12 protein-coding genes are annotated in these 17,694 nt (G+C 68.3%); 8 read left to right on the top strand and 4 right to left on the bottom strand.

All coding sequences use genetic code 11. The features are described from left to right. Positions 1-331 precede the first annotated feature (331 nt). Positions 332-4,264, top strand: a complete 3,933-nt coding sequence (putA, locus tag ACVK00_RS27210; RefSeq protein ID WP_284900281.1) for a trifunctional transcriptional regulator/proline dehydrogenase/L-glutamate gamma-semialdehyde dehydrogenase — start codon at positions 332-334, stop codon at positions 4,262-4,264. An 84-nt stretch (positions 4,265-4,348) separates the two neighbouring features. Next, positions 4,349-5,488 (top strand): branched-chain amino acid ABC transporter substrate-binding protein, encoded by a 1,140-nt coding sequence (locus tag ACVK00_RS27215; protein WP_175665549.1) that lies wholly within the window; start codon positions 4,349-4,351, stop codon positions 5,486-5,488. Positions 5,489-5,667: 179 nt separating this feature from the next. Here the strand turns inward: ACVK00_RS27215 and ACVK00_RS27220 are convergent, their stop codons facing one another. Next, complete coding sequence (locus ACVK00_RS27220; RefSeq protein ID WP_284900276.1) at positions 5,668-6,336, bottom strand: FMN-dependent NADH-azoreductase; 669 nt, start codon at positions 6,334-6,336, stop codon at positions 5,668-5,670. 113 nt (positions 6,337-6,449) lie between these two features. On the opposite strand from ACVK00_RS27220, the gene ACVK00_RS27225 reads away from it, so the two are divergent. Then, positions 6,450-7,301, top strand: coding sequence for a LysR substrate-binding domain-containing protein (locus ACVK00_RS27225; RefSeq protein ID WP_175665547.1), 852 nt, complete (start codon positions 6,450-6,452; stop codon positions 7,299-7,301). 34 nt (positions 7,302-7,335) lie between these two features. Here the strand turns inward: ACVK00_RS27225 and ACVK00_RS27230 are convergent, their stop codons facing one another. Beyond that, positions 7,336-8,988 (bottom strand): acyl-CoA dehydrogenase family protein, encoded by a 1,653-nt coding sequence (locus tag ACVK00_RS27230; RefSeq protein ID WP_284900272.1) that lies wholly within the window; start codon positions 8,986-8,988, stop codon positions 7,336-7,338. Positions 8,989-9,107: 119 nt separating this feature from the next. On the opposite strand from ACVK00_RS27230, the gene ACVK00_RS27235 reads away from it, so the two are divergent. From ACVK00_RS27235 to ACVK00_RS27250, 4 genes are all read left to right on the top strand, one after another. After that, positions 9,108-9,776 (top strand): TetR/AcrR family transcriptional regulator, encoded by a 669-nt coding sequence (locus ACVK00_RS27235; RefSeq protein ID WP_284900269.1) that lies wholly within the window; start codon positions 9,108-9,110, stop codon positions 9,774-9,776. Positions 9,777-10,292: 516 nt separating this feature from the next. Continuing rightward, on the top strand, positions 10,293-11,447 hold the full coding sequence (locus tag ACVK00_RS27240; protein WP_006756454.1) for a pyridoxal phosphate-dependent aminotransferase: 1,155 nt from the start codon (positions 10,293-10,295) through the stop codon (positions 11,445-11,447). A gap of 115 nt (positions 11,448-11,562) precedes the next feature. After that, positions 11,563-12,351: an ABC transporter substrate-binding protein gene (locus tag ACVK00_RS27245; protein ID WP_105830738.1), complete on the top strand. Its 789-nt coding sequence runs from the start codon at positions 11,563-11,565 to the stop codon at positions 12,349-12,351. Between the two features lie 13 nt (positions 12,352-12,364). After that, positions 12,365-13,795, top strand: coding sequence for an FAD-binding oxidoreductase (locus ACVK00_RS27250; RefSeq protein WP_284900264.1), 1,431 nt, complete (start codon positions 12,365-12,367; stop codon positions 13,793-13,795). 26 nt (positions 13,796-13,821) lie between these two features. Here ACVK00_RS27250 and ACVK00_RS27255 read toward each other — a convergent pair whose 3' ends face one another. Beyond that, positions 13,822-14,394, bottom strand: a complete 573-nt coding sequence (locus ACVK00_RS27255; RefSeq protein ID WP_166726355.1) for a PadR family transcriptional regulator — start codon at positions 14,392-14,394, stop codon at positions 13,822-13,824. A gap of 68 nt (positions 14,395-14,462) precedes the next feature. Next, positions 14,463-14,894 (bottom strand): Cd(II)/Pb(II)-responsive transcriptional regulator, encoded by a 432-nt coding sequence (cadR, locus tag ACVK00_RS27260; protein ID WP_228906397.1) that lies wholly within the window; start codon positions 14,892-14,894, stop codon positions 14,463-14,465. Positions 14,895-14,975: 81 nt separating this feature from the next. On the opposite strand from cadR, the gene ACVK00_RS27265 reads away from it, so the two are divergent. Next, the gene (locus ACVK00_RS27265; RefSeq protein ID WP_435521211.1) at positions 14,976-17,684 is read left to right on the top strand and encodes a heavy metal translocating P-type ATPase; all 2,709 of its coding nucleotides are present in this window, start codon (positions 14,976-14,978) and stop codon (positions 17,682-17,684) included. Positions 17,685-17,694: the final 10 nt, after the last annotated feature.

Here is a 17,694-nt window from a genome sequence, read left to right on the forward strand (position 1 = left end):
TGACGCCATGTGACACCCGGGCCAGCTGTCGAGGCTCCTTCCATACCCGCTTGCGGCACCCGCCGGGCCGCCCCAGTGCAACCGTTTTTCCTCTCCGCCCCTCACCCCGCGGGTTGCCCACGCGCGCCAAATCAGTCCGATCAGGGAAAACACCGATCCGCCGACCACGGGCAACCCCTAGGTTGCAACGATCTAAGTGGCTGATTATATTGGCTAACTTGCAGGTGCAACCAATCTCGCAATTCGGTTGCACCTTTTTATTGCGTGCCGTAGGATTTCGCGCATCCTCTCACACCACATTGCCGGGCTCGCACCGGCGCACGAACCCACCATGGCAAGCACGACTCTCGGCGTCAAAGTCGACGACCTTCTCCGCTCGCGCCTGAAAGACGCGGCCGCGCGTCTCGAGCGCACCCCCCACTGGCTGATCAAGCAGGCGATCTTCGCGTATCTCGAGCGGATCGAGCACGGCCAGTTGCCGCCCGAGCTGTCGGGCCACAGCGGCGTGACGGAGCTCGCCGACGGTCAGGCGGCGGACAGCGACGACGACAACTCGCCGCATCCGTTCCTCGAGTTCGCGCAGAACGTGCAGCCGCAATCGGTGCTGCGCGCGGCGATCACGGCCGCGTATCGCCGCCCCGAGCCGGAATGCGTGCCGTTCCTGCTCGGGCAGGCGCGCCTGCCGGCTAACCTGCAGGCCGACGCGCAGGCGCTCGCGACGACGCTCGTCGAGGCGCTGCGCGAGAAGAACTCGGGCGGTGGCGTCGAAGGGCTGATCCACGAGTTCTCGCTGTCGAGCCAGGAAGGCGTCGCGCTGATGTGTCTCGCCGAAGCGCTGCTGCGCATTCCCGACCGCGCGACGCGCGATGCGCTGATCCGCGACAAGATCAGCAAGGGCGACTGGCGTTCGCACGTCGGCCACGCACCGTCGCTGTTCGTGAACGCGGCGACCTGGGGGCTGATGATCACCGGCAAGCTCGTGACGACCAACAGCGAAGCGGGCCTGTCGTCGGCGCTCACGCGCCTGATCGGCCGCGGCGGCGAGCCGCTGATCCGCAAGGGCGTCGACATGGCGATGCGCCTGATGGGCGAGCAGTTCGTCACCGGCGAGACGATTTCCGAGGCACTCGCGAACAGCCGCAAGTACGAAGCGCGCGGCTTCCGCTACTCGTACGACATGCTCGGCGAAGCGGCGACGACCGAAGAGGACGCGCAACGCTACTACGCATCGTACGAGCAGGCGATCCACGCGATCGGCAAGGCGGCCGGCGGCCGCGGCATCTACGAAGGCCCGGGCATCTCGATCAAGCTGTCGGCGCTGCACGCGCGCTACTCGCGCTCGCAGCAGGACCGCACGATGAGCGAATTGCTGCCGCGCGTGCGCGCGCTGGCGCTGCTCGCGCGCCGCTACGACATCGGCCTGAACATCGACGCGGAAGAAGCCGACCGCCTCGAACTGTCGCTCGATCTGCTCGAGGCGCTGTGCTTCGATCCGGAGCTCGCGGGCTGGAACGGCATCGGCTTCGTCGTGCAGGGCTACCAGAAGCGCTGCCCGTTCGTGATCGACTACCTGATCGACCTCGCGCGCCGCAGCCGTCACCGCCTGATGATCCGCCTGGTCAAGGGCGCGTACTGGGACAGCGAAATCAAGCGTGCGCAGGTCGACGGCCTCGAAGGTTATCCGGTCTACACGCGCAAGATCTACACGGACGTGTCGTACCTCGCGTGCGCGAAGAAGCTGCTCGCGGCGCCCGACGCCGTCTACCCGCAGTTCGCGACGCACAACGCGTACACGCTGGCCGCGATCTATCACCTGGCCGGCCACAACTACTACCCGGGCCAGTACGAATTCCAGTGTCTGCACGGGATGGGCGAGCCGCTGTACGAGGAAGTCACGGGCCGCGACAAGCTGAACCGTCCGTGCCGCGTGTACGCGCCGGTCGGCACGCATGAAACGCTGCTCGCGTACCTGGTGCGCCGTCTGCTGGAGAACGGTGCGAACACGTCGTTCGTGAACCGCATCGCGGACAAGTCCGTGTCGGTGAAGGAACTCGTCGCCGATCCGGCCGACGAGGCGTCGAAGGTCGTGCCGCTCGGCGCGCCGCACGCGAAGATCCCGCTGCCGCGCCACTTGTACGGCGACGAGCGTCCCAATTCGATGGGCCTCGACCTGTCGAACGAACACCGTCTCGCGTCGCTGTCGTCCGCGCTGCTCGCGAGCGCGCATCATCCGTGGCGCGCGGCACCGATGCTCGCCGACGACGCGCTCGCCGACGCACCGGCGCGCGACGTGCGCAACCCGGCCGACCTGCGTGACGTGGTCGGCACGGTCAGCGAAGCGACGGCCGAACACGTGAGCGCGGCGCTCGCGCATGCGGTGGCTGCCGCGCCGATCTGGCAGGCGACGCCGGTCGATGCGCGCGCCGACTGCCTGGTGCGCGCGGCCGACCTGCTCGAAGCGCAGATGCACACGCTGATGGGCCTGATCGTGCGCGAGGCCGGCAAGTCGTTGCCGAACGCGATCGCTGAAATTCGCGAAGCCGTCGACTTCCTGCGCTACTACGCGGCGCAGATCCGCGACGAATTCTCGAACGACACGCACCGTCCGCTCGGCCCCGTGGTCTGCATCAGCCCGTGGAACTTCCCGCTCGCGATCTTCATGGGCCAGGTGGCCGCTGCACTGGCAGCCGGCAACACGGTGCTCGCGAAGCCGGCCGAACAGACGCCGCTGATCGCCGCACAAGCCGTGCGCCTGCTGCGCGAGGCCGGCGTGCCGGCCGGCGCGGTGCAGTTGCTGCCGGGCACCGGCGAGACCGTCGGCGCGGCGCTGGTCGCCGATCCGCGCACGCGCGCGGTGATGTTCACCGGCTCGACCGAAGTCGCGCGCCTGATCAACAAGACGCTGTCCGCGCGCCTCGACCCGGACGGCAAGCCGATTCCGCTGATCGCGGAAACGGGTGGCCAGAACGCGATGATCGTCGACTCGTCGGCGCTTGCGGAGCAGGTGGTCGCGGACGTGCTGCAGTCGTCGTTCGACTCGGCCGGTCAACGGTGTTCGGCGCTGCGCGTTCTGTGTCTGCAGGACGATGTCGCGGACCGCACGCTGACGATGCTCAAGGGCGCGATGCACGAGCTGGCGCTCGGCAACCCGGACCGTCTGTCGACCGACGTCGGCCCGGTGATCGACGCCGAAGCGAAGCAGACGATCGACACGCACGTCGCGACGATGACGGACAAGGGCCACACGGTCACGCAGCTGCCGGCGCCGGAAGCCTGCGCGCACGGCACGTTCGTGCCGCCGACGCTGATCGAGATCGGCAGCATCGACGAGCTCAAGCGCGAGGTGTTCGGCCCCGTGCTGCACGTCGTGCGCTATCGCCGCAATCAGCTCGACAAGCTGCTCGAGCAGATCCGCGCGACCGGTTACGGCCTGACGCTCGGGATCCACACGCGCATCGACGAGACGATCGCGCACGTGATCTCGAACGCGCACGTCGGCAACATCTACGTGAACCGCAACGTGATCGGCGCGGTGGTCGGCGTGCAGCCGTTCGGCGGTGAAGGGTTGTCGGGCACGGGCCCGAAGGCCGGCGGCGCGCTTTACCTGCAGCGCTTGCTCGCGACGCGTCCGTCGGGCCTGCCGCGTTCGCTCGCGCAGACGCTGATCGCCGACGGCTCGGTCGAAGGCGACCAGCGCGGCAACCCGGCGGCGGCGCTCACCGCGCTGCGCGACTGGCTGATCGAGCAGCGCGAACCGGCGCTGGCCGCGCGCTGCGACGGCTATCTGGCGCAGGTGCCGGCCGGCGCGACCGCGGTGCTGACCGGCCCGACGGGCGAGCGAAACACGTATACACTCGGCCCGCGCGGCACGGTGCTGTGCGTCGCGGCGACGCCGAGCGGTGCGCGTGCGCAGTTCGCGGCGGTGCTGGCGACGGGCAACCGCGCGTTGTTCGCCGGTGCGGCGGGCGAGGCGCTGGTCGCGGCGCTGCCGGCTGCGCTGAAGGCGCATGCGGCCGTGCGCAAGCAGCCCGACGCGCCGTTCGACGCGGTGCTGTTCGAAGGCGACAGCGACGAACTGCAGACGCTCGTGAAGGACGTCGCGCAGCGGCCGGGCCCGATCGTGTCGGTGCAGGGCGTGTCGGCGGGCGCGTTCGAGAACGGCGATGCGGAAGACTATGCGCTCGAGCGACTGCTGACCGAGCGCTCGGTCAGCGTGAACACGGCCGCGGCGGGCGGCAATGCAAATTTGATGACGATCGGCTGACCATCCTTGCCGTTCGGATCAAACAAAGGAAGCGGCAAGGCGATCCCGAAGCCGCTCCATTTACCCTGGTACCAAGGAGATGCTATGCAACACACGATGAAAAAGGTGGCAGGCGCGACGTTCGTCGCTGTCATGTCGCTGGCGGGGACGGCCCATGCGGATGACGTGAAGATCGGTTACGCAGGGCCGATGACGGGCGCCCAGGCTCACTACGGCAAGGATATGCAGAACGGGATCGCGCTCGCGCTGGAAGACTTCAACGCGACGAACCCGAAGATCGGCGGCAAGCCGGTGAAGTTCATGCTCGAGACGCAGGACGACCAGGCTGACCCGCGCACCGGCACGACGGTTGCGCAGAAGCTCGTCGACGACGGCATCAAGGGCATGCTCGGCCACTTCAACTCGGGCACGACGATCCCGGCCTCGCGCATCTACGCGAACGCCGGCATTCCGGAAATCGCGATGGCGACGGCGCCGGAATACACGCAGCAGGGTTACAAGACGACCTTCCGCATGATGACGTCCGACACGCAGCAGGGCTCGGTGGCGGGCACGTTCGCGTCGAAGGATCTCGGCATGAAGAAGATCGCGATCGTCGACGACCGCACGGCTTACGGCCAGGGTCTCGCCGACCAGTTCGAGAAGGCCGCGAAGGCCGGCGGCGCGACGATCGTCGACCGTGAGTTCACGAACGACAAGGCCGTCGACTTCAAGGCGATCCTGACCAAGCTGAAGGCGGCGAAGCCGGACCTCGTCTACTACGGCGGCGCGGATTCGCAGGCAGCGCCGATGGTCAAGCAGATGAAGACGCTCGGCATGACCGCACCGCTGATGAGCGGCGAAATGGTGAAGACGCCGACGTTCCTGAAGATCGCGGGCAACGCGGCCGAAGGCACGATCGCATCGCTGGCAGGCCTCCCGCTCGACGAAATGCCGGGAGGCAAGTCGTACGCCGAGAAGTACAAGAAGCGCTTCGGCGAAGACGTGCAGACCTACTCGCCGTACGCCTACGACGGCGCGATGGCGATGATGAACGCGATGAAGAAGGCCGATTCGACCGATCCGGCGAAGTACCTGCCGGTGCTGGCGAAGACCGACATGGCCGGCGTCACGTCGACCCACGTCGCGTACGACGCGAAGGGCGACCTGAAGAACGGCGGCATCACGATGTACAAGGTCGAGAAGGGCGAGTGGAAGCCGCTGAAGAGCATCGGCGGCAAGTAAGCACGATGGTATGACGGGGGTTCGCGGCGCCGTGAAACGGGAGTTTTGCGGTGTCGGCGGCCAGCGTCGAACGCCTGCTGCAAGCGCGATGCGCTTGTGGCGGGCGTTTTTTACGTCTGCAATGATTTTCGATCGCCGACGACCGCACGGTGCGCGGCGATCTCCAGCCATTGGCCAGTTCAGCCGTCAACCGAAGCTGACGCTGCTGACGATGACGAAGTCGCGTGTGCCAGCGTCACGGCCCGTTCGCGCGCAGCCTCTCTGCCCGCGTGATCGACCTCAGGTCCAAACAGCGTTTTCTCGACGACGATCGATTCGATGTCCGTGATACCGATGAAGCGCAGCCACGCTTCAAGAAACGGCCGCTGAAAGTCGAACGACTCGGCGGGCGTGCTCGATTGCCTTGAATAGTCGAGGCCTCTCGCATAGATCACGACTGCTTTCTTGCCGTTCAGCAATCCCGCCAACCCGCTCTCGTCATATGAGAAGAGGATGCCGCGGTGGGACACGGCATCGATGAAATGCTTGAGCCTGTAGGGGATGGAAAAATTCCACAGCGGCACGGAGAACAACAGCGTATCCGCGTCGTGCATCCGCTGCGCCAGCTGCCGAAAACCTGCCCACGCTTGCTGCTGGCCTTCGCTGAGCGGCGTGCCGCTCAAGTCCGCGTATTTGGCATCGAGCGCATCGCCGTCGAGTTCCGGCAAGTGCGTCGCCCACAGGTCGAGCACGTCGACCCGATGCTCCGGATGCGCGTCGCGCCAGGCTTCGAGATACGCGTGCGCGACGTCGAGCGATGCGGACCGCGACTTGCGCGGGGAAGATTCGATATGCAGCAAGGTCGACATGGAACCACTCCTGACAGGTTGACGGCCCTCATCAGAACATAGTTCGATTCAAAATATAAACGAAGTATCATCGCGCTAATCAGTAGCATTCGCACTATATGGCGGGGCATCTCATGTTCGATACCGTTTTGCTGCGCTCTTTCGTGGCCGTCGTTCAGGAAGGCGGGTTCACGCATGCCGCGGCCCGTCTGAATCTGACGCAGTCTGCGGTCAGTGCGCATCTGCGGCGCCTGGAAAAACAGATCGGCCGTGACCTGCTCGTGCGCACCACCCGCTCGGTCACGCTCACCGTGGACGGCGAACTGCTGCTGGGTTACGCGCGCGCCATCCTCGCGCTCAATCAGGACGCGCGGGCGCAACTGCTGCGCGAACCGAGCGCTGGCACGATCCGCGTGGGTCTGTCGGAAGACCTCGCCAATGTCAGGCTGATGCATGTGATGCAGGCGTTTGCCGTGCGGTACCCGCGCATCGCATTCAGCATCAGAGTCGGCATCCCGGGCGAACTGCTCCAGGCGCTGGATCACGGTGAACTGGATGTGGTGATGGGTGGACGCTGCCACGACGGGCCCACCGGACGCGTGCTCTGGCGCGAGCCGCTCGTGTGGGCCGGTGCGGATTGGGCGTCGCTCACGCCTGGCGTACCGGTGCCGATTGCGCTGCTGCCGGAACCGTGCCCGTATCGTGAGGCCGCGCTGGCAGCACTGGCCCGCACGCGCGTGGATTACCGGATCGTGCTCGTGTCCCCGAGCAGCGCCGGCCTGTGCGCCGCCGCGCACGCGGGCTTTGCGGTGACGCCGATCGTGCACACACAACTTGCGCACGGCTTGCGTGCGATCCCGCCGGATGCCGGCCTGCCGGCCCTGCCCGATGTCGAGTTCACGATGTTCGCGGCGCCGGGCGCGTCGGCCCGGGTGGTCGATGAACTGGGCAACGCGATCGTGCTGGCATTCGCGCACAAAGGATGACGACGATCATCGCGGCGACAGGGGCGGGAGGCCATCAAGCCGGATAGGCCCGTTGCAGCAACGCGGCGACGTCGAGCGCATGCGGATCGAAGCCGCCCGCGATGCGGCCCCAGTCGGGCGCGGCGAGCCGCGTCGCGACGAACGCGTCGGCGACGGCCGCGGGCGCGTCACGCCGCAGCAGGCACGCCTGTGCGACCAGCGCGAGCCGCTGCGCGAACAGGCGGGCCGACGCCTCGAGCGTGTCGGCCGGCGCCGCGAGCATCGCGCGAAGCGCATCGAGCGCCACGCGGATGCGCGGTTCGCCCGCGCCGAGGTCGGCCAGTTCGGCGAGCAGCGCCGCGGCCGCGTCGGGTTCGCGCGACACCGCGCGCAGCACGTCGAGGCACATCACGTTGCCGGAGCCTTCCCAGATCGAGTTGACCGGCGCTTCGCGGAACAGCCGCGCGATCGGGCCATCGTCGACGTAGCCGTTGCCGCCGAACACTTCCATCACCTCGCCGGTCAGCTCGACCGCGCGCTTGCAGACCCAGAACTTCGCGGCGGGCGTGACGATCCGTTTCCACGCGCGTTCGCGCGGCGAGTCGTCGCGTTCGAACGCGTCGGCGAGCCGCATCGCGAGCGCGAGCGCGGCCTCGCTTTCGAGCGCGAGATCGGCGAGCACGGTGCGCATCAGCGGCTGCTCGGCGAGCGCGCGGCCGAACGCATGGCGCCGGCGCGTGTACGCGATCGCCTGCACGACGCCCTGGCGCAGCATCGCCGCGCTGCCGAGCACGCAGCTCAGCCGCGTGTAGGTGGCCATCTCGATGATGGTCGGAATGCCGCGGCCTTCGTCGCCGAGCATGATGCCCCACGCGTCGTTCAGCTCGATCTCGGTGCTCGAGTTGCTGCGGTTGCCGACCTTGTTCTTCAGCCGCTGGATCTCGACCGCGTTCTTCGTGCCGTCCGGCCGCCAGCGCGGCACGTAGAAGCACGACGGGCCGCCGGCCTCGGTGCGCGCGACGACCAGGTGCGCGTCGCACATCGGCGCGGAGAAGAACCACTTGTGGCCGCGCAGCCGGTATTCGCCGCCGCGCCCGCCCGCGCCGACCGCGGTCGCGAGCGTCGTGTTCGCGCGCACGTCGGAGCCGCCCTGTTTCTCGGTCATCCCCATGCCGAACCAGATCGAGCGCTTGTCGGCGACCGGCACGTCGCGCGGATCGTAGTCGTCGCTGTACAGCTTGTCGCGCAGCAGGTCCCACAGCGCGGGCTCCTTCTGCAGCACCGGAATCGCGGCCTGCGTCATCGTCGCCGGGCACAGCGTGCCGGCCTCGATCTGGCCGTGCAGGTAGAAGCCGGCCGCGCTCGCGGCCCAGTGGCCGGGGCGCGTATCGCGGAACGGGAGCGACACGAAGCCTTCGTTGCGGTACAGGCCGAGCAGCGTGTGCCAGGCCGGATGGAAGTCGACGCGGTCGATGCGCCGGCCGCGCCGGTCGAACGCGTTCAGCTCCGGCGTGTAGCGGTTCGCTTCGTCGGCGAGGCGTGCGGTGTCGGCGCTGCCGAGCCGCGCGCCGTATGCGTCGAGCCGCGGCACGGCCCAGTCGGCGCCCGCGCGGGCCAGTGCGTCGCGCAGCGCGATGTCGGTGGCGAAGGGGTTATAGTCGACCAGTTCGTCGAACTGGTTCGTGACGGCATGGTTCGATTCGGTCATCGGGCTGTCTCCGGTCTCGTGCTTCGCGGTCTGCCGCTCGGGCGCCGTCGCGCTGGCGATTGCGCGCCAGCGCCGGCTTCCGGTCAAACGTGTATCCGCTGAATTTCAGAGTAGCAAATATGCCGCCGCGACATGTTCAGGTTCCGGCGCCGCCCGGCCAGCCGGCGGCGCAACCCGCGCCCACGTTGCGCCGCCGGCCGCGCCAGTCGCGCGCGCAGGCCACGTCCGACGCGCTCCAGCAGGCATTCGTTCAGCTTTTGATCGAGCGCGGCTACGCGAAGGCGACGATCCGCGAGATCGCGGCCGTCGCGGGCGTGAGCATCGGCACCTTCTACGAATACTTCGGCGACAAGCAGAGCCTCGCCGCGCTGTGCATCCACCGGCGCGTGCAGACGCTGGCCGACCGGCTGCGCGACGCGGCGCACGGCCTTGGCGGCGCGCCGCGCGCCGAACTCGCGGCCGCGCTGGTGAATGTGCAGGTCGACGCGATCGGCGCCGACGCCGCGCTGTGGAGCGCTTTCTTCGCGCTGGAGCGGCAGGTGTCGCCGCTCGCCGCGTACCGCCGGCATTACGACGCGTATGTCGCGCTGTGGCGCGACGCGTTCGCGCAGGCCGCCGATCCGCCGCCGGTCGCGCGGCTCGACGGGATCGCACGGATGGCGCATACGATCTGCTACGGCGGCGTGTCGCAGGCGCTGCTCACGCTCGGGCCCTCACTCGATTTCGCCGCGTTGCGCGCCGAGCTTCAGGCCGTGCTGCGCGCCTATCTGGCAGCCGTGGGCGAATGATGCACGCTGCGGCTGCACGGCCCTAGGGCCTGTTCACGCTAATAACGGGCTCGCGAACGTGCCTTTCCGCCCGCAGGGCAAGGAGTGAGGAGGCGCAATAGCCGTAGCTATTGCAACGACGAACGACGCCGCAATGCGGGCGGAAAGGCACGTTCCCCTGTTTGGAAAAACCATTCGTGGGGCTGGCCCCCAGAAGGGCCGATCGCCGCGTCATGCGCCTCGCGAATACGTCGAGTATTCGCTTCGTCGCATTCCTTGCGCTCGGCCCTTCTGGGGGCCAGCGCAAGCCCGTTATTAGCGTGAACAGGCCCTAGGGGTAATGCCTGATTCGCATGCGCGGCCGGCGGCACCACGGTAGCGTCGCGCCTTTCTGCTGCAAGGCCATGAGAAAAATGCATGGCCTCCATGACGAACTTTCGGTTGTCCGCGGTTATTGGCTCGGGCTAAATCATGCCGCATGAGCCGGGCCGCGCGCGTTGCGCGGGCCAGCCAGAAGGGACATCAGAAGGAGGAGTCATGCGAAGCGCCACCACGCCCCGTTCGAAACTGCCGGACGTCGGGACGACGATCTTCACGGTGATCGGCCAGCTCGCCGCGCAGCACGATGCGCTGAACCTGTCGCAGGGCGCGCCGAATTTCGCGCCCGATCCGGCGCTCGTCGAGGGCGTCGCGCGCGCGATGCGCGACGGCCACAACCAGTACGCGCCGATGGCCGGCCTCACGTCGCTGCGCGAGCGGCTCGCGGAGAAGACCGAGGCGCTGTACGGCACGCGCTACGACCCGGGCACCGAGATCACCGTGATCGCGAGCGCGAGCGAAGGGCTCTACGCGGCGATCAGCGCGCTCGTGCATCCTGGCGACGAAGTGATCTATTTCGAGCCGTCGTTCGACAGCTATGCGCCGATCGTGCGGATGCAGGGCGCGACGCCGGTCGCGATCAAGCTGTCGTCCGGGCATTTCCGCGTGAACTGGGACGAAGTGGCCGCGGCGATCACGCCGCGCACGCGGATGATCATCGTCAACACGCCGCACAACCCGACCGCGACGGTGTTTTCCGCCGACGATCTCGAACGGCTCGCGCAGCTCACGCGCGATACCGACATCGTGGTGTTGTCCGACGAAGTCTACGAGCACGTCGTGTTCGACGGCGCGCAGCACCAGAGCGTCGCGCGTCATCGCGAGCTGGCCGAGCGCAGCGTGATCGTGTCGTCGTTCGGCAAGTCGTTCCACGTGACGGGCTGGCGGGTCGGCCATTGCCTCGCGCCGGCCGAGCTGATGGGCGAGATCCGCAAGGTGCACCAGTTCATGGTGTTCTCGGCCGATACGCCGATGCAGGTCGCGTTCGCGGAGATCCTCGCGCGGCCCGAAAGCTATCTCGGCCTGTCGGCGTTCTACCAGGCCAAGCGCGACCTGCTCGCGCGCGAGCTGGCCGATTCGCGCTTCGAGCTGCTGCCGAGCGAAGGCTCGTTCTTCATGCTCGCGCGGTTCCGGCACTTCTCGGACGAGCGCGACAGCGACTTCGTGCTGCGCCTGATCCGCGATGCGCGCGTCGCAACGATTCCGCTGTCGGCGTTCTATGCCGACGGCACCGACGCGGGCGTGATTCGCCTCAGTTTCTCGAAGGACGACGCGACGCTGATCGAAGGCGCGCGGCGGTTGCGGTCGCTGTAAATCGCGGGCGCGAGCCCGCACCCAAGCAGGCGACATGTACGTCGCACCGAAGGCCACGGATGGGACCGGAACACATGCCGAAGCTCGGCGCCGGTCGACAAGTCAGGAGATCACGATGAAGCACGGACACACCCTGAAACTCGCGTTCGCACTCGCATGCGCGCTCGGCGCCGGTGCGGCGTTCGCCGACGGCCAGACCCTGCGTTTCGGCCTGGAGGCGCAATACCCGCCGTTTGAATCGAAGGCGCCGAACGGCGACCTGCAGGGCTTCGACATCGACGTCGGCAACGCCGTCTGCCAGAGCGCGAAGCTGTCTTGCAAGTGGGTCGAGACGTCGTTCGACGGATTGATTCCCGCGCTCAAAGGCCGCAAGTTCGACGCGATCAACTCGGCGATGAATGCGACCGAACAGCGGCGTCAGGCGATCGACTTCACGACGATCATCTATCGCGTGCCGACGCAACTGATCGCGCGCACCGGCAGCGGCCTGCTGCCGACGCCGGAATCGCTGAAGGGCAAGCGCGTCGGCGTGCTGCAGGCGTCGATCCAGGAAACCTACGCGAAGGCGCACTGGGAGCCGGCCGGCGTGTCGATCGTCGCGTACCAGGACCAGAACCAGGCGTATGCGGATCTCGTGGCGGGCCGCCTCGACGCGACGCTGGTGCTCGCGCCGGCCGGCCAGCGCGGCTTCCTGTCGCGTCCGGACGGCAAGGGCTTCTCGTTCGTCGGTCAGCCGGTGCGCGACGAGCGCATTCTCGGCAGCGGGATCGCGTTCGGCCTGCGCAAGGGCGACGACGCGCTGAAGGCGAAGCTCGATGCGGCGATCGACAAGCTGAAGGCGGACGGCACGGTGAAGTCGCTCGGCCAGAAGTACTTCGGCGACATCGACATTTCCACCAAGTAAGCGGGCGCGCGTGATGCAGAGCCTGGATACGACTGCCGCGAAAAACGGTCGCGGCGCGGCACCGCTGGCGGACGACGCGCTCGAGGCGGCGCTCGTCGCCGGCTTGGGCGACGCACTCGTCACGCGGGCGGCCGAGATCGATCCGCACTACTTCACCGCGTACAACGAGCCGGCCGGCGTGCGGCCGCGCGCGCTGGTGCGGCCGCGCAGCGTCGACGACGTGTCACGCACGCTTGCGCTGTGCACGCGGCTTGGGCAGCCGGTCGTGCCGCAGGGCGGCCTCACGGGGCTTGCGCGCGGCGCGGTCGCGCTGGGCGGCGAGGTCGTGCTGTCGCTGGAACGTTTCGCCGGCGTCGAAGCAATCGACGCGGCGGCAGGGACGATGACGGTGCGCGCCGGGACGCCGCTGCAGACGGTGCAGGAAGCGGCGGACGCGGCGGGTTTCACGTTCGGTGTGGATCTCGGCGCGCGGGGCTCGTGCCAGATCGGCGGCATGCTCGCGACCAACGCGGGCGGGACGCGCGCGATCCGCTACGGCATGATGCGCGAGCAGGTGCTCGGGCTCGAGGCTGTGCTGGCCGACGGCACCGTAGTGTCGTCGATGAACCGGATGCTGAAGAACAACGCGGGCTACGACCTGAAGCAGTTGTTCATCGGCAGCGAAGGCACGCTCGGCGTCGTCACGCGCGCGGTGCTGCGGCTGCATCCCAAGCTCGCCGCACCGGCCACCGCACTCTGCCGGGTGCATGGCTACGACGCCGTCGTCGCGTTGTGGAACCGCCTGCGCGCACTACCGGAGATCGTCAGTTTCGAAGCGATGTGGCCGGCTTTCTACGACTACGTGGCGCGTCATACGCCCGGCGTCGTCGCGCCGTTCGCGGGCGACGGCAGCTTCGCGGTGCTGATCGAGTGCGCGACGAGCGCCCCGCGCGGCGATGCGCGCGAGGCACTGGAAACCGGTCTCGCGGATGCGATCGACATGGGACTCGTCGACGATGCCGCGCTGGCGACTTCGGAGCGGCAGGCGCGTGACCTGTGGACATTGCGCGAGGGCCTCGCAATCGATGCGCTGCCGCATCTGGTGAACTTCGACGTGAGCCTGCCGACCGGCGAACTCGGCCTGTTCGCCGAGCGCTGCGAAGGGGCATTGCGCGCGCTTTGGCCCGACATCGTGTGTCTGTGCTTCGGCCACGTCGGTGACGGCAACGTGCATATCGGCGTATCGCTCGCCGGCATGCGCGACGCGGACGCCGACGCGATCGATCGGTGCGTGTACGGGGTCGTCCGCGAGATGGGCGGCTCGGTGTCGGCGGAGCACGGCATCGGCGTGCTCAAGCGAGCCTATCTCGGCCACACGCGCGGCGAAGCCGAAATCGGCCTGATGCGGCGCCTGAAAGCCGCGCTCGATCCCGCTGGCCTACTCAATCCCGGCAAGGTGCTTTGATCGGCGCGAGCCGATGGTGACGCGCGTCAGACATCGACCCAGCGCAGCGCGCCGATCTTCAGGTGTTCGACGACGCTGCGTGCCCAGTCGAGCTCCGCGTTGAGCAGCACGAGCGCATGCTCGTTCTGCAGCAGGAACAGGCGCGGCACCTGGTCGTTCTGCGCGGCGTTGCGCAGCGACTCGAGACGTTCGCGTTCGGCTTCGAGCGCGGCGATACGGCGCTCGAGTTGCTGGCGCGCGTCGTCGGCGTCGAGCAGCGGCAGGAATGCAAGGCCGGCGCCGAACGCCGGAAACTCGCGCGCGGGCTCCGCGAGCAGCGCATGCAGCCACGCCTGGCCGGCCGTGTGTCCGGCCTCGGTCAGCGTGTACAGCGTGCGCTCGGGAAACGCGCCGTCGCGCTCGGTGTCGTGCACGGCGATCAGCCCGTCGCGCAGCAGACGGTCGATCGTCTGGTAGAGGCTCGTGCGCTGCCGCACGTTGACGACTTCGTCGTAGCCGCGCGCCTTCAGCTGCTGCAGCATCCCGTACGGATGCATCGGCGTTTCGGTGAGCGTCGCGAGGACCGCGAGCGCGAGCGGAGACGGGCGGCTCGATGTCATGAATAGTTATCTTATACCTAGTAAGAATATGACTAGTATTAACTAGACTATCATATTCCACAAGGGTTTCAGCCGAGGTGCGACCGCTTTGCAGGCGGCGCGACGGTTTCCATCGTCGCGAGACCATGCACGATTCCGCAATCCTCCACCGAATGTTCGCCGACGCACTGGCGGCGCAATTCGGTGAGCTGGTCGCGCAGATGCGTCAGTTCGGCGAGGCGCGCATCGACGTGGCCGATGTGCTCGTCGAGCAGCGTGTTGACCGAATCGCACGGGTCGGCCGGCGTGTCGGTGAGCTGCAGCAGCGTGCGGATTTCGTCGTGCGCCATGTCGAGCGCGCGGCAGTTGCGGATGAAGCGCAGCCGTTCGACGTGCACGTCGGTGTAGTTGCGGTAGTTCGCATCGGTGCGCTCCGCATCGGGCATCAGCCCCTCGCGCTCGTAGAAACGGATCGTTTCGGGCGTGCAGCGGGCCGCCTTGGCCAATTCGCCGATCTTCATGGCTTTCTCCGTTGCAAGGGTTGACCTTGTAGTGGCTTCAGGGTGTTAACTCTACACCGTCAAGCCATAGAGGAGGTTGTCATGACCGACGCGCAGCGTCCCCACGACCCACGACACCGTCATGCCGGCGGCGCCGCGACCTGCAGCGCCGACGCGCGCGACACGCAGGCGGCGACCGTTGCCGATGCGGCGCCGGCGGCCGGCGAGCACGCGCATGGCGACGCGGCAGTGCGCGGCGCGCAGCCGCATGAACGCGGTCACGATCATGACCACGATCACGCATCCGCGCAGGGCACGGGGCACGACCACGGCGACCATGCTGACCACGCGCATGGCGACGCGGCAGCGCGCGGCGCGCAGCCGCATGAACGCGGTCACGATCATGACCACGATCACGCATCCGCGCATGGCACGGGGCACGACCACGGCGATCAGGCCGACCATGCGCACGGCGACGGGCATGTGCACGGCGCTGCGTGCTCGCACGATCATGCGGCGCATGACCATGCTGGTCACGACCACGACCACGACCACGACCACGACCACGACCACGACCACGACCACGACCACGACCACGCCGCCGGCGCCTGCTGCGCGCCGGCCGCGCTGACGCTCGCGCCGCTGCCGGTCGCACGGGCGACCGCGTCGGGTCACGTGCGCTCCGCGTTCCGGATCATGCAGATGGACTGCCCGACCGAGGAAACGCTGATCCGCAAGAAGCTCGGCGGGATGCAGCAAGTGTCGGCGCTCGAATTCAACCTGATGCAGCGGATGCTGACCATCGACCACGTGCCGGGCGCGCAGCCCGCGATCGAAAGCGCGATCCGCACGCTCGGGATGACGCCGGAGGCCGCAGCGGCCGACGCGCCGGCGACGCCCGTCGCGCCGCCGCCCGTGAAGCCGTGGTGGCCGCTCGCGCTGGCGGGCGTCGCCGCGATCGCATCCGAGGCCGTGAGCTGGGCCGGCCTGCCGGTGTGGCTGTCGGCCGTGCTGGCGCTCGCGGCGGTGCTCGCGTGCGGGCTGACCACCTACAAGAAGGGCTGGATCGCGATCCGCAACGGCAACCTGAACATCAACGCGCTGATGAGTATCGCGGTGACGGGCGCGATGGCGATCGGCCAGTGGCCGGAAGCCGCGATGGTGATGGTGCTGTTCACGATCGCCGAGCTGATCGAGGCGAAGTCGCTCGACCGTGCGCGCAACGCGATCCAGGGCCTGATGCAGCTCGCGCCGGACACCGCGACCGTGCAGGGCGCCGACGGCACGTGGCGCACGATCGAGGCCGCGCAGGTCGCGCTCGGCGCGGTCGTGCGCGTGAAGCCGGGCGAGCGGATCGGGCTGGACGGCGAAGTCGTCGCGGGCCGCTCGACGGTGAACCAGGCGCCGATCACCGGCGAGAGCCTGCCGGTCGACAAGACGACAGGCGATGCGGTGTACGCGGGCACGATCAACGAGGCGGGTTCGTTCGACTATCGCGTGACGGCGGTTGCCGCCAACTCGACGCTCGCGCGGATCATCCACGCGGTCGAGCAAGCGCAGGGCGCGAAGGCGCCGACGCAGCGCTTCGTCGACCAGTTCGCCCGCGTCTATACGCCGATCGTGTTCGCGATCGCGCTGCTGGTCGCGGTGGCGCCGCCGCTCGTCATGGGCGGCGCGTGGCATGACTGGATCTACCGCGCGCTGGTGCTGCTCGTGATCGCGTGCCCGTGCGCGCTGGTGATCTCGACGCCGGTGACGATCGTGTCGGGGCTCGCGGCCGCGGCACGGCGCGGGATACTCGTGAAGGGCGGCGTGTATCTGGAAGAAGGCCGCAAGCTCGCATGGCTCGCGCTCGACAAGACCGGCACGATCACGCACGGCAAGCCGGTGCAGACCGATTTCGACCTGCATGCAACGGACGTCGACGCCGCACGCGTGCGTCACCTCGGCGCGAGCCTTGCGGCGCGCTCCGATCACCCGGTGTCGCAGGCGATCGCGGCGGCGGCCCGCGACGCGCAGACGGCGGCGTTCGCCGAGGTGGAGGCGTTCGAAGCGCTCGTCGGGCGCGGCGTGCGCGGCACCATCGACGGTACGCGTTACTGGCTCGGCAACCACCGGCTCGTCGAGGAGCTCGAACGCTGCTCGCCCGCGCTGGAGGCGAAGCTCGACGCGCTCGAGCGGCAGGGCAAGAGCGTCGTGATGCTGGTCGACGATACGCGCGTGCTCGGCATCTTCGCGGTGGCCGACACGATCAAGGACACCAGCCGCGCGGCGATCGCCGACCTGCACGCGCTCGGCATCCGCACCGCGATGCTGACCGGCGACAACCCGCACACCGCGCAGGCGATCGCGCAGCAGGCCGGCATCGACGATGCGCGCGGTAACCAGTTGCCCGAGGACAAGCTCGCGGCGGTCGAGGAACTGTCTGCGGGCGGCACGGGCGCGGTCGGGATGGTCGGTGACGGGATCAACGACGCACCGGCGCTTGCGCGCGCCGACATCGGCTTCGCGATGGGCGCGATGGGCACCGACACGGCAATCGAGACGGCCGACGTCGCGCTGATGGACGACGACCTGCGCAAGATTCCCGCGTTCGTGCGGCTGTCGCGCGCGACGCATCGCGTGCTGGTGCAGAACATCGGCTTCGCGCTCGGCGTGAAGATCGTGTTCCTCGGCCTCACGGTCGCCGGGCTCGGCACGATGTGGATGGCCGTGTTCGCCGACGCGGGCGCGAGCCTGATCGTCGTCGGCAACGGGTTGCGGCTGCTGTCGAAACCCGGCGTGTTCGACGGCGCGCAGACGCAGCGATGAGGCGCGGGTG

It is taken from the genome of Burkholderia sp. PvR073 (assembly GCF_054055695.1).

What these genes read in the sequence shown, in the direction of transcription:
- putA (WP_284900281.1), top strand. Translation starts at nt 332, where the DNA reads ATGGCAAGCACGACTCTCGGCGTCAAAGTCGACGACCTTCTCCGCTCG.
- ACVK00_RS27215 (WP_175665549.1), top strand. Translation starts at nt 4,349, where the DNA reads ATGCAACACACGATGAAAAAGGTGGCAGGCGCGACGTTCGTCGCTGTC.
- ACVK00_RS27220 (WP_284900276.1), bottom strand. Translation starts at nt 6,336, where the DNA reads ATGTCGACCTTGCTGCATATCGAATCTTCCCCGCGCAAGTCGCGGTCC.
- ACVK00_RS27225 (WP_175665547.1), top strand. Translation starts at nt 6,450, where the DNA reads ATGTTCGATACCGTTTTGCTGCGCTCTTTCGTGGCCGTCGTTCAGGAA.
- ACVK00_RS27230 (WP_284900272.1), bottom strand. Translation starts at nt 8,988, where the DNA reads ATGACCGAATCGAACCATGCCGTCACGAACCAGTTCGACGAACTGGTC.
- ACVK00_RS27235 (WP_284900269.1), top strand. Translation starts at nt 9,108, where the DNA reads ATGCCGCCGCGACATGTTCAGGTTCCGGCGCCGCCCGGCCAGCCGGCG.
- ACVK00_RS27240 (WP_006756454.1), top strand. Translation starts at nt 10,293, where the DNA reads ATGCGAAGCGCCACCACGCCCCGTTCGAAACTGCCGGACGTCGGGACG.
- ACVK00_RS27245 (WP_105830738.1), top strand. Translation starts at nt 11,563, where the DNA reads ATGAAGCACGGACACACCCTGAAACTCGCGTTCGCACTCGCATGCGCG.
- ACVK00_RS27250 (WP_284900264.1), top strand. Translation starts at nt 12,365, where the DNA reads ATGCAGAGCCTGGATACGACTGCCGCGAAAAACGGTCGCGGCGCGGCA.
- ACVK00_RS27255 (WP_166726355.1), bottom strand. Translation starts at nt 14,394, where the DNA reads ATGACATCGAGCCGCCCGTCTCCGCTCGCGCTCGCGGTCCTCGCGACG.
- cadR (WP_228906397.1), bottom strand. Translation starts at nt 14,894, where the DNA reads ATGAAGATCGGCGAATTGGCCAAGGCGGCCCGCTGCACGCCCGAAACG.
- ACVK00_RS27265 (WP_435521211.1), top strand. Translation starts at nt 14,976, where the DNA reads ATGACCGACGCGCAGCGTCCCCACGACCCACGACACCGTCATGCCGGC.